Here is a 12,608-nt window from a genome sequence, read left to right as displayed (position 1 = left end):
GTACAATCGTCATGTTTACCGCTTCGGCCCTACGGAATCATAAATGACGACCTTTTCCCAGAGCGATGCGTAGTTGTTGCGGAAATCATCGTGGATGGGGTGTTTTTGGTAAGCTTCTTCGTCGGCAGGGCTGTCGAAAAAGCACAGCCATGAGTAGGTGTAAGCCCGCTCGATGACGGCCCTGTTGGTGGCGGCTGGCGTGCCAATGTGTACCATTTTGATGGTTGGGCATTTGGCCAGCTTGTTCAAACCCTCCAGTAACTTCGCTTTATCAGCTTCACTTCCGGGGTTATTCAGATAAAATAAAACGTGGTGAACAAACATCTCTTTCGGGGCGTTTTCGAGGGTTGGCAAGCTGGCCGTCAGTCCGGCGGCCACTGTTTTTTTGACAAAATTTTTGCGTGATTGCTCTTTCATTGGGTTCTTTTCGGGTTGGTCATTCAAGGGAATAGGTCCCTTTTGCCAGCAAAAATGCCAACGAAATTTCCATCCGGCAAATTCCGGCAGAAATCTGCTTTTCCGGTACAGTCAGGGCCTATATGGCCTGTTCGCAGCGTTGTTGATTGGGCTGATGGGTGGCCCGTCTCGTATCCCGGCTTAAACTTTTTGAACGAAAAACAGTCAATAGATAGCGTTCGATAGCAGAAGTACCAGTTACGAACGACTAAACCATTCAACATATGAAATATACAACCAGTCTATTTTTTGTGCTGGCCTTGGCTTCGGGAGTGAGCCGCGCCCAGTCGAATTCGAGTCCCAGCGTCATGCAGGCGCTTATGCAGGCGGCTACGTCAGCTACCTTATCTGATGCCCAGGTGGTGGAACTTTCACGAGAGTCTGTGAAAGAGATGGATGCTAAAAACCCGGTAGCCGCGGCCAATGATCCGTATACCGTTCGGCTCAATAAAATTGTTAGTCGGCATCAGACCATAGGCGGCATACCTATCAACTATAAAGTGTACAAAGTTGCCGATGTGAACGCGTTCGCCACCGCCGATGGTAGCGTGCGTGTTTTTAAAGGGCTTATGGACATCATGACCGACCAGGAGTTGCTGGCCATCATGGGGCATGAAATTGGTCACGTAGCGAATCATGATTCCCGCGATGGAATAAAAAGCTCTCTGAACCGGTCGGCAATCCGGAATCTTTTTGGATCAACGTCAGGGGCATTGGGCAAGTTGTCCCGATCGCAACTGGGGGCGGCTGCTGACTATTTGCTGGGCGCTAAATTCAGTCGGCAGCAGGAAACCGAAGCCGACGATTACAGCTACGATTTTCTGAAAAAGAACGGCTACAATGTCATGGCGCTGGCCACCTCATTTGAGAAGCTGGCCAAGCAGAGTGGGGGTAGCCAGGGTGGTAAAGTAGCCACCATCGTCTCTACCCACCCCGATAGCCAGAGCCGCGCTCAGCGCGTACGGGATCGGGCCAAACGAGACGGGCTGCTTCGATAAGCTAAGGGTCAATTAGTTGGCTGACGCCAGTCATGCATACAAAGGGGTGTATCGTTTATCTTGCCGTATAATGCCAGATAAACGACACACCCTTTTTTTTATGACTAGATCACTACGGCGGTTACTACTCTTTTTCTGTACTGGTTTGTTTGCCTGCACAGCGGCTGTTTCCCAACCGGTCTGGACCTTCCGATTGATCGTAGCCGTTGAAAAACAAACGGCAGATTATTACGAAAAAAACCTCTCGAAGCCCATCAGCCAGATTGTGCGGGAACAGCTAAATACTGTAAACGCCAACTTCAACAGCTCGACTGCTTTCAAGGGCGTTTATAATTTTCGGGTCGATTCCGTCTATGTATTCGCTGGATCGGTGGGAGAGGTGGTCTTCAGGCCGCAACCCGCTTATGATTACAATATTGTCATCAATGGGTTCTCGGATAACACAGTGGGGGGAGGGTGGTATGGCGCCTATCACACCATCTATCATAGTTGGCAATGGAATTACTTCGACGGCCCTTTTGCCAGGACCGCCACCGATGGATTGACCCACGAATTTGGCCACGCCCGGGGCGCCATCGATATTTATGCCTTACGGGTAGAGGGAAAAAACAACCCAATCAGTCAGGAAACGTTTGAGCCGGTAAGCTCTATTATGAATTATCCCTACGGTAATATAACTTGGGATGAACATACGACGAGTCTGTTAAATGCTACAGCCGGGCAACCCATAGAAGGCGAACGGTACATTACCGATGCCTTCCCGGATACAATTGGCATTCGTGTAGTTAATACCCAGGGAAGGCCCCTCAAAAATGCTGATCTGACGGTTTATCCCGTCGACTGGTTTTCCTATGCTGTGACGAACTCCCCCATTCTGACAGCCCGGACAAACGAACAGGGTAGCTATCTATTTTCGTCAAACCCGTTTCAACCCGCCCGAAACGGCTATCCGTGGCATATCCGATACTGTAATTTTCTGGTGAAAGCGGTTATCAATTCGGTTACTGTTTATACGTGGATGCCGTTGTATGAGGTACAGAATGCTTTCTTCAGGCAAGGGGCGCGGGGGGCTTATCAGGCAAAGATTGTTTTTCCGGCTACGCCAGTGACCCTGAAAATCGGCAGTTTAAGCGTAGGTACTGGCTTTTGTGCAGGAAGTGTATTGCCCGTGCCCTTTACGACCAATGGTTCTTTTGAGAAAGACAATGTGTTTACGCTTCAATTGTCTAATGTAGCTGGCAGTTTTGCCAGTCCCGCCACGATTGGAAGCGCAACCGGCGATACGGTATCCATTGTGAGCGGAACGTTACCGGTTACCGCCGGGACCCGATACCGGGTGCGGATCGTTAGCAGCAACCCGGTAGCTGTAAGTGATGAAGTGCCCATCATTATCAAATCGGCCCCGGCGGCTCCCGAAGTGCAGTCGCTTACCGTTTGTCAGAACGCGTTACCACCCGTGCTCCAGGCGACCGGATTCAATTTGCGCTGGTATATCGGGAGTCCGAATGGAACAGGAACACCAATACCCCCCATTGTCAACACATCACAGCCAGGTAAATTTAACTACTATGTTACCCAGACCGGCAATGGGTGTGAAGGGCCAAAGGCAACACAGGAGGTAGAGGTCCGGCCGCTTGCAACAGCCACGATAACGGGCAGCCAGACGATTCTACAGGGGCAAACGGCCTCGCTTTTGGTAGCACTCACCGGCGATGGCCCGTGGTCATTCTCCTACCGGGACAGTACACAGGCCGGTCCGGGAACGGTGCAGACTGTTCAGGCCAGCGCCCCCGCATACACCTTTTCGGTCAAGCCAGTTCAATCGACGGCATATTACCTGACAAGCGTTAGCAATGGGTGTGGTAATGGTGTAGTGGCCGGACGTTTGGCTACCATAGCCGTTATACCGTTGCTGGCCATCGAAGAGCCGGCAGCGGCTGTATCCATTTATCCCATTCCGACATCGGCTACCCTCACGGTACAGATACGGGGTCTGTCGACAAAAAATTCTGCCACCCTACGTCTGGCCACCGCCAACGGGTTGGTGTTGATGCAGCAGGAAACCACAAAAGAAATTACAACCCTACACGTGGGTACGTATCCCGCCGGAACGTATGTGCTACAAGTGCAAATCGGTAATGGAATGGTATCGAAACGGGTGATAAAGTTATAGGCGAGTACACTGTTAAGAAGTTCATCGCTACATAAAGAAGCCCGGCCACTTCGCAGCAGCCGGGCTTCTTCATGTAGCGATGAATCAATTATAATTCAATTTCTGCATCCAGGTTGGTGAAAGCAATTTCGCCCTCGTGGTTCAGCTCCATCAGCACGACAGAGTCTTTCTTGACTTCGCCCGAGAGAATGCTCTTCGAGAGTTCGTTAAGTATCCGGCGTTGCAGCACCCGCTTCAGCGGACGGGCACCAAACTGCGGGTCAAACCCTTCTTCGCCGAGTTTGTTGAGTGCTTCATCCGTTGCGTCGAGCTGCACACCGTTTTCGGCTAGCCGTTGCTTGATCTGACGGAATTGAATATCAACAATCTTGCGGATGTTGGCCTGGGTTAGCGGTTCGAACATCACGATCTCGTCAATCCGGTTCAGGAACTCGGGACGGATGGTCTGGCGGAGCAACTCCATCACCGCCGACTTTGCTTCTTCCAGCACCAGCGTATGGTTCCAGCCTTCATCTTCGGCAAATTTCTCCTGAATGAGGTGACTGCCGATATTGGAGGTCATGATGATGATCGTATTCTTGAAGTTCGCCACGCGACCTTTATTGTCCGTCAATCGACCTTCATCGAGCACTTGCAGCAGGATGTTCCAGACGTCGGGGTGCGCTTTCTCGATTTCATCAAGGAGCACGACCGAGTAGGGCTTCCGGCGAACGGCTTCGGTCAGCTGACCCCCTTCGTCATACCCCACGTATCCCGGAGGGGCACCAATCAGTCGGCTCACAGCGTGGCGTTCCTGATACTCCGACATGTCGATACGTACCAGTGCATTCTCATCGTTGAACAGATATTCGGCCAGAGTTCGGGCCACTTCGGTTTTACCAACGCCGGTAGTTCCGAGGAAGATGAACGAGCCGATTGGCCGTTTGGGGTCCTGCATACCGGCGCGGCTCCGGCGAACGGCGTCGGCCACTACTTCAATGGCTTCAGCTTGTCCGGCTACGCGTTTTCCCAGTTCTTTTTCCAGATTGAGCAGTTTCTCGCGGTCACTCTGGAGCATTTTCGAGACGGGAATGCCGGTCCACTTGGCAACCACTTCGGCAATATCCTCCGCCGTAACTTCCTCCTGCATCATCCGGTCCGACGAGTCTTTATTGCCGCCCTCTTTCGAAAGCGAGTTCAGCTTGTTCTCGATTTCAGGGATACGACCGTAACGAATCTCCGCTACTTTGCCGTAATCACCGGCCCGTTCGGCCTGTTCGGCTTCAAAGCGTAACTGATCGAGTTGCTCTTTCAGCGTCCGTCCCTCATTGACCGATTCTTTCTCGGTTTCCCACCGGGCTTTCAGGTCGTTGCGCTGTTCGCTCAGGTCTTCAATCTGCTTGTTAAGGACAGTTTCCTTTTCCTTGTCGTTTTCGCGACGGATGGCCTCCCGTTCGATCTCAAGCTGCATGATACGCCGGTTCAACTCATCGAGTTCTTCGGGAACCGAGTCCATTTCCAGGCGGAGTTTGGCAGCCGCTTCATCCATCAGGTCAATGGCTTTGTCGGGCAGAAACCGATCGGTGATGTAGCGGGTCGAAAGTTCAACGGCTGCAATAACCGCATCGTCCTTGATCCGAACACCGTGGTGCAGTTCGTATTTTTCTTTGATACCGCGCAGGATGGAGATGGCATCGGCCATGTCGGGTTCATCGACCATAACGGCCTGGAACCGGCGTTCGAGCGCTTTATCTTTCTCAATATATTTCTGGTATTCTTTCAGCGTGGTGGCGCCAATGGTGTGCAGTTCGCCACGCGACAGGGCCGGCTTCAAAAGGTTGGCGGCATCCATGGCGCCTTCACCACCGGCTCCCGCGCCAATCAGCGTGTGAATCTCGTCGATGAACAAAATGATCTGTCCATCTGAATCCGTCACTTCTTTGATGACTGCTTTTAAGCGTTCTTCGAATTCGCCTTTGTACTTGGCACCCGCAATGAGCAGGCCCATGTCGAGCGAGACGATGGTTTTGGTTTTCAGGTTTTCCGGAACGTCGCCCGATACGATACGCTGGGCGAGTCCTTCGACAATGGCTGTTTTACCGACACCCGGCTCACCGAGCAGGATCGGGTTGTTTTTGGTCCGGCGGCTCAAGATCTGCAGCACCCGCCGAATCTCTTCATCCCGGCCAATGACCGGGTCGATTTTGCCCGTCCGGGCGCGTTCGTTCAGGTTGACGCTGAACCGCTCCAGGGATTGATATTTAGCTTCTGCGTTCTGGTCTTTCACCGAGTTTCCTTTTCTAAGTTCGTTGATAGCCGCTTTCGTTTGTTTCTCGTTGAAACCGGCATCTTTCAATAAGGTTGCAATTTGATCTTTACCGCCCATTAGGCCCAACAGCATGAGTTCGACACTGACAAATTCATCGCCAAACTCTTTCGTATAGTTACTGGCTTTGGCCAGGGCGGCCGCTGTATCGTTACTTAAATATACGCTGCCATTGCCCCCCGACACCTTGGGATAGGTAGTCAGAATGGCTTGCAGGGCAGCCTGCGTGTTTTGTAAATTAATACCTATTTTTTTAGCAATATAGCCAACGACGTTCTCATCTTCCGATAGAATCGCCTGAAGCAGGTGTCCTGTTTCAATGGATTGCTGCCCGTTGCCAAGAGCAATCTCCGACGCTTTCTGTACGACTTCCTGTGCTTTCAGGGTGTAATTCTTAAAGTCCATGACAGTGAAGGATTAGGTTAGTTTATGGTATACAGCATTAGTAACAAATCACGGGCCGGGCTGTTCTTTCCGCCATTTTGTCGGAGAAAACGCCTTTTCAAGCCTATTTCGCGACATTATGGCGTTTTTTATGATTACTTGGAAGTACAGAAGTGGAAATAATGGCCTGATGGATGAAGGCTTTCAGTAAGTAAAGGAAGGTGATGAAATTTATTGAATCTGTGAAATAGCGGGCCGACGTATGGTTCAGCCCTATTAATTATGTCCTGTCAATTGATAAGTGTCTTTTGCTTCATTTCACAGCACCTTAGGGGCGGTCTGCCCAATTGATAAAAAAAAGCCGCCCTGTTTCCACAAGGCGGCTTTATCATTAATCGAGCCCTTCGGCTTCAATGGGTTTCATACGCTCGCGGGCGATTTCGGCCTGGTGAGGCTCCCAGGTTTCGACGGGTCCCGAAATTACTTCGGCTTCTGTATCGTCAATTACCCGTTGGTGATAGTCGTGAAATTTACCTTTAGGTAACCAATAGGCCAGCACGCCCACGTAAGCCGCTGCCAGGAGTGCCGCTGTCCAGCCCACGATTGGCTCTTTCTTCCACTGCCGGGTTGCGATGCCTCCAAAGCCAGCCACGAACGGAACCATGTACCATGGGTCATTAAGCCGATTGGCGATCAGGTAACCCGCACCGGCTGTGGCACTTAAAATACCGGCCGAAACGGGCTCGTCGCGTGCCTCATCGGGTTCCCAGGCGTTAAGCGTTAGTAAGGTGTTGGGTGTGCCAACAACCGTTGCTGCTGTGAGCCAGCCTGCATACAAACTGACAGGAATACGAAGATACTTTTCAGGGGAGGGGACATCGGTCTTGCCAATTTCCAGACTCTGGTGCAAGGCCAGGGCCGCCGGTAGATTAAACTTGGTGGTGAGATCAGAAATGACAATGCTCCGTGGATCGTTTTGCGAGAAAAACCGGCCAAATATGGCGTTCAGTGTCCAACTGGTCCACCACCAGGGTAAGGCATTTTTATACCTTGGGTTATTTTCCTGAGAAGGCAGGGCTTGATGCACCAGCAATGCAGCAAGGCCGGAATAGATCGTCGACCAGACCACGCCGAATGCCCAGCCCGCCGGAACAATCATATTTTTCTCAAAAACCTCTTCGTATTCAACGGGTACATCATATTCATATTCTGAACCGCTCTGATCCGTGTCATGCCGTTCCTTACTCTGCTGCCGTGACCGGCTGCTGGATGTCGTTGTGTAAATGATACTGCCAAGCGCGAAAACGGCCGTAGCAATGCGCCAAAATGATGAGTTTTTCATGTTCGATTGAGGCTAAAATCAGAACAACCCAATGAGTTTAGCAGCTCACTGGGTTGTTTTGGTTATTGATCATTTAGGCAGCTACTTCGGCTTCCAGTTTCTCTTCCTTCTCTGCCAGCTTCTGCGCTTTGTCTTTCGTGTTCTGGTAAGCATCCACAACACCGTGAACGACCTTGTCTACTACAGATGACAGTGTATTAGAGAGCGAGTCGCCAGCCGATTTCGCTTTGTAGCGGTACCGCATACGGTCATACGGACTGGCGTTTTTGTAGCCAATGGTCATTGCGATCCCGGCAATGACGGCGATCCCGAAACCAATGCCCCATGCCAGTGATACAGACGCTTCCTTTTCCATTTCCGGATCCGGCTTTTGCGCCATCTTGTCCCGCATCAGGGATGCCATCGTTTCCTGTGGGGCCACATACGCCATCACTTCATACGACTTATTCTTCAAGCCACCGGGCACAATTTTAGGTTTACCCGCCATGAGCGCGTCATAACCGGCTTGAGCTACCATAGCCGGGTCTTGTAATTCGTCGGTTATTTTCGTGTTCTCCGCGTTAGCTTTGTTGAAGAAATCGGTATCTGTGGCATTAGGCAGCAGAGCCGTAATGGTCACATTCGTATCTTTCAACTCGTTGACCAAGGATTGTGTGAAATTGTACACATACGCCTTTGTACCCGCGTATACGGCCATCAGGGGCGAAGGTGTGATGGAGAGCAATGACGCCAGGTTCAAAATTTTACCTTCGTTGCGCACCAGCATGTCATACAGAAAGAGCTTGGTCATCTGGGTAAGCGTTAATACGTTAAGGTGTATCATCGCTTTCTCCCGCTCCCATTCGGTATCGGTAGCAAACAGCCCGTAGAGGCCCACGCCAGCATCATTAACCAACACATTAACGGTAATGCCTTTGTCTTTTACCTGTTGGTAAACATCCTGAGCCGCATCTTCCTGAGCCAGGTCTTTATTAATAATGGTAATCTGCTGAGTACCGTAGTTGCTTTTAAATACTTCGCCTAACCGGTCCAGCTTGTCGTCGCTTCGGCCCACTAACACCAGATTATAGCCATCCTGTGCAAAGAGTTTGGCAAGTTCCTGACCAATGCCGCTTGAGGCACCGGTGATAAGGGCAGTTTTTCCTGTTTCTGGATTCATACGTCTACTTAGTTCGTGAATACATACTTCCCATAAGGAACTGCAACGAATGAAAGTTGTTTGGACCGTCTGACGTTTACCACTAACTAGAAGATTGACTTTTTGCAGACAAAACCGGTTTGAAATCTGTTTTATGCCTATAAATCGACTCGTTATGAAAACAAGCGTTAGTCTATTAATTCTGCTTACGTCCCTCCTTATAGCAGGGTGCTCTCCCTCCTATAAAATTATTCGAAATGAGCGCGATAACGCAGCTACCTGGAATGCGTATCGGACATTTGCGTTTATGGATACAACCCGCATAAGCCCCATGCCCGGAGCCGCTTATCAATCGGCCATGGAGCAGGTAAAGCAAGCGGTTGCCGCCGAGCTGATTAATCGGGGATACAGGCAAATCGATGACCGGTCTTCGTCTGGACTGCCCGATATGCTCGTTAATATCGGGGCGGTGGTAAACGAAAAGACGCAGACACGGCCCACAACTATCTATGAGGCTCCGCGCTATATAGGCCAGCGCCGGTATCATTGGCAGAGTCAGGAAGTGCCGGTGGGTACCTATCGGGAGGGAACACTCAATCTGCACATTGTCGACCGGCAGCGCGAGAACTTGATCTGGGATGCCGCTGTATCGAGTATTCTGGGGAAAAAGGGCGTAACCCAGCAGCAGATTAATGAGGCTGTTAATAAAGTGTTTTCTAAATTTCCCGGAAAGCAGGTATAATACATAAGCGAAAGGCCTGCCTGATTATCAGGCAGGCCTTTCGCTTATGATAAATGCCCCGGGTGCTGTTATTTTGACACTACTTTCAGCACTATCTTTCGCATCGTTGGCTTGGGAACACCTGACGTATCGTTTTTAGCGACACCCGTTCCCCGACCAACCGCGTCAATGCGCATGAAGTTAATACCCGACGAGACCAGTTGCTGTTTGATGGTATTTACGCGCTTGAACGACAGGCTCTTGTTCGTAAACCCACCTTGGGCGTCGTTGGCAAAGCCAATTAACAGAACCTGAAGTTGCGGATACGTTTTCAGCAACGTAGACAATTCATTGAGGGTTGCCTGTGAACCTGGCGTCAAGGACAGCGACCCTGGCTGGAAAGCAACACCCGTTAACGGAAAGGAACGCCCTTTAGGTAATGCCGGATTGCCTAAATAAGGAGTTAGTTGCTGGGTCAGACTACCGCCAGTGGCTGTGCCAGAAAGCCCGGTAGCACTTGTTATTGCCGAAGCTGCGGTAGCCGACGCTGATGCAGGAGTTGTTTTTGGTGCCTGCTCTTTGGGTACCGCTAATGACCGCGTAACGGTGTCGGCCTGGATCGTGTCATTGGCAACGGTCGACACCTCGTTCGCTTCGTCGCCGTTCGAATATTTCTGCGTGTTCTGATAGAGGTAATAGCCGCCAAAAGCAAGGCCTACCGCAATCAGAGCGCCAACGCCCCATTTAGTTAGAGCGCCACTGTCGTTGTCGGAGTCATCGGCCAGATCGTAGGTAATGGCTGGACGGGTGGCCGTGGTGACCGACCGGCCTTGTGGTTCGGCAACGGCCCGCCGGGCAGGGGCTGCCAGACCGGCCACAACCTGATGGAGCCCCACTTTTTCAACGAGCCGCGGCATAAACTCTTCCGGTACCAGATTGACCAGTGCTTCGCGTTCGGAGAATAGGGTAGACGCCAGGCCATCCGCATCTAACTTCTGGTCTTTCACCTGCTTGCCAAGTACCTGAAGGACAATGGTGGTCGTTAGCCCAAGCAGCGAAATCGCCGACGAATTCCGAATACCGGCATAGCTGGAGATCATGCTGCCAATGGAGCTCTTCATGGCAGGTAGTAAGTGACTGATAACGTCGTTGCCCTGCGTGATCAGCGTATTGGTAAGGGAAGGGTCCCGGAGAACAGTGGCCAGACTATCGAGTGAAGTGCCGTCGTAACGGCCTTTCTGGATATGGTTGTACAACTGATTAACGCCAATTTCACTTGTTGTGCGTTTCATCAGCCCTCCCACAATGGTATATACAAGGCCGTCGACGGCTTTGCTTGTTTTTTCGATGGGTTCGTCGATATAGGCAGCTATACGCGAGAGAACTTCCGAATTTAAAACAGTAGTTAGGTTGGCAAATAAATTCATAAAATAACGACTCGATCAGGCAAAATGGTGCTATGGACTACCTCACAACCGATACCTACGCTGAGCACCCTGAAGAAATTATCCTGGAAGCATTGACTCCGGGATAAAATTAGGTAAGGTTTAGCAAAGGTTGCACATGAGTCCATTAATAAATTCCAAAGGTCAACGCTTTGGTAAACGTTCGATAACTTCCTGATATTCCGTTTCAACCGCTCGCAACCTTTCCTGGCAAAAGGTAATCAGTTCGGTGGCCAAACGAATTTTGCCAGGTAGCTCATCCAGAGGAACCTGTTCATTTTCAATTTCATAGACCAACGTGGTTAACTGGTCATAAGCATCCTGATATGTCATTCGTTGTGTCAGTTGCACCGGTACAGGGTATGCTTGTCGTTATGGTCGGGTGACAAGCGCGGTATATGCCGGTCTTTAAGGTTGTAAATCAATGACTTGCGTGCTAAGGGTCCCGTCGTGCATTTGTACCTGTAGCGTTTCATTGATCTGAATATCAGTTGTCTGGGTCAATATCCGGCCATTACGAAGTAAAAGTGCGTAGCCCCGTCGGAGTACATTAGACGGATCCAGGTGGCGTAGGGTAACTGCTTTTTCCGTGAGGTTTATATGACATTCACGAAAGTACGTTTGCGTAACAAAACGCAGCCGTTCTGTTTCCCGATCCAGTTCCTCCCGGGCCGATTGCAGGGCATTGCGGGTAACCACTGCCAGGCGATCACGTAGTTGCAGACAGGATTCTTCAAACTGTCGGTTGTGCTCGATCAGAAATCCGGCAGCTTTGGTTGGCGTTTTTACACTCTGGTGGCAAAGCAGGTCGGTAATGCTCACATTACGTTCATGCCCAATACCAGCCAGAATCGGTATGGTAAAGCCAGCGACTGTATGCCCCATCAAATACGAATCGAACGAGCCGAAGTCTAACTGAGAGCCGCCCCCCCGTACAATGACAACGGCATCGTAGGCAGCGTCAGTGGCCAATATGCGCTCTAACTGCGTACAAATGGCCCGTTCAGCGCCCTGTCCCTGAACCTGGGTCAGGTATTCATCAACAACGAAATCGTAGCCGAACGGATTCTGAGTCAATTCATGGCGGAAGTCACGCCAGCCATCGGAGTTAGGGGCGGTAATTAAAGCAATTCGCTGGATGACCGCTGGTCGGGGTAGCAGTTGGTTCGCCGTAATATATTGCCCATCTTCCATCCAGACCAGATCGGGGTGGTTCTTGACGAGGGTGTCGAGCACTGCCTGCCGTTCCCGTTCGAGGTTGCCGAGGGTGTAGGATGGATCAATTTTCAGGATCTCCAGCCGTAAGCCATACACCGGGCTAAAGCCGACAGAAACCAATAACAACAACTGGATGTTGCGGGCGAAAGCAACCCCCGTTGCCCGTTCGAAATCACCGATGGCATGGTAATTTCTTCGCCAGATACAGGCGTCAAGTTTGGCCAGCGTTTCGCGGCCGTTAGCCTCGCGCTCTACCAGCGTGAGAAAGCAGTAGCCCCGATCGGGATAATTTTTTATATCGCTGGTTTCTGCTACAACCCATACGGCCTTCTGCCCGAAAGCTTCATCAATGACGGCGTCGAGCGTAAATGCGAGATCAGATAGGCGAATGGGAGACATAAAAATGGAGGAAAGGGAGGAGTGGGAAG

The 12,608-nt window shown here is 51.0% G+C and carries 10 protein-coding genes; 3 read left to right on the top strand and 7 right to left on the bottom strand.

The genetic code is table 11. From position 1 onward, the window contains the following. Positions 1–15 precede the first annotated feature (15 nt). Positions 16–417: a Dabb family protein gene (locus tag ACYVK4_RS21315; protein WP_461129544.1), complete on the bottom strand. Its 402-nt coding sequence runs from the start codon at positions 415–417 to the stop codon at positions 16–18. A 263-nt stretch (positions 418–680) separates the two neighbouring features. On the opposite strand from ACYVK4_RS21315, the gene ACYVK4_RS21310 reads away from it, so the two are divergent. Together ACYVK4_RS21310 and ACYVK4_RS21305 are read left to right on the top strand one after the other, a co-directional pair. Then, positions 681–1,454: a M48 family metallopeptidase gene (locus ACYVK4_RS21310; RefSeq protein WP_461129543.1), complete on the top strand. Its 774-nt coding sequence runs from the start codon at positions 681–683 to the stop codon at positions 1,452–1,454. Positions 1,455–1,554: 100 nt separating this feature from the next. Then, positions 1,555–3,627 carry a T9SS type A sorting domain-containing protein gene (locus tag ACYVK4_RS21305; RefSeq protein ID WP_461129542.1) on the top strand — a complete coding sequence of 691 codons (2,073 nt, stop codon included), beginning with the start codon at positions 1,555–1,557 and terminating at the stop codon, positions 3,625–3,627. 88 nt (positions 3,628–3,715) lie between these two features. Here the strand turns inward: ACYVK4_RS21305 and clpB are convergent, their stop codons facing one another. From clpB to ACYVK4_RS21290, 3 genes are all read right to left on the bottom strand, one after another. Next, a complete protein-coding gene (clpB, locus tag ACYVK4_RS21300) occupies positions 3,716–6,337 on the bottom strand; it encodes an ATP-dependent chaperone ClpB (RefSeq protein ID WP_461129541.1) in 2,622 nt (873 codons plus the stop codon). Positions 6,338–6,707: 370 nt separating this feature from the next. Continuing rightward, complete coding sequence (locus ACYVK4_RS21295) at positions 6,708–7,658, bottom strand: TspO/MBR family protein (RefSeq protein ID WP_461129540.1); 951 nt, start codon at positions 7,656–7,658, stop codon at positions 6,708–6,710. A gap of 73 nt (positions 7,659–7,731) precedes the next feature. Then, on the bottom strand, positions 7,732–8,817 hold the full coding sequence (locus ACYVK4_RS21290) for an SDR family NAD(P)-dependent oxidoreductase (RefSeq protein WP_461129539.1): 1,086 nt from the start codon (positions 8,815–8,817) through the stop codon (positions 7,732–7,734). A gap of 154 nt (positions 8,818–8,971) precedes the next feature. On the opposite strand from ACYVK4_RS21290, the gene ACYVK4_RS21285 reads away from it, so the two are divergent. Next, a complete protein-coding gene (locus ACYVK4_RS21285) occupies positions 8,972–9,538 on the top strand; it encodes a DUF4136 domain-containing protein (protein ID WP_461129538.1) in 567 nt (188 codons plus the stop codon). A 68-nt stretch (positions 9,539–9,606) separates the two neighbouring features. Here ACYVK4_RS21285 and ACYVK4_RS21280 read toward each other — a convergent pair whose 3' ends face one another. The 3 genes from ACYVK4_RS21280 to ACYVK4_RS21270 form a co-directional block, all read right to left on the bottom strand. After that, entirely contained in the window at positions 9,607–10,944 is a 1,338-nt protein-coding gene (locus tag ACYVK4_RS21280; RefSeq protein WP_461129537.1) for a DUF937 domain-containing protein, read from the bottom strand. Between the two features lie 162 nt (positions 10,945–11,106). After that, complete coding sequence (xseB, locus tag ACYVK4_RS21275) at positions 11,107–11,295, bottom strand: exodeoxyribonuclease VII small subunit (RefSeq protein WP_461129536.1); 189 nt, start codon at positions 11,293–11,295, stop codon at positions 11,107–11,109. Positions 11,296–11,370: 75 nt separating this feature from the next. Next, positions 11,371–12,579 (bottom strand): exodeoxyribonuclease VII large subunit, encoded by a 1,209-nt coding sequence (locus ACYVK4_RS21270; protein WP_461129535.1) that lies wholly within the window; start codon positions 12,577–12,579, stop codon positions 11,371–11,373. Between the last annotated feature and the right edge of the window lie 29 nt (positions 12,580–12,608).

Source organism: Spirosoma aerophilum, assembly GCF_054782495.1.
Note: the sequence above shows the minus strand (reverse complement) of the source record. Positions and strands in the feature narration are given on the sequence as shown.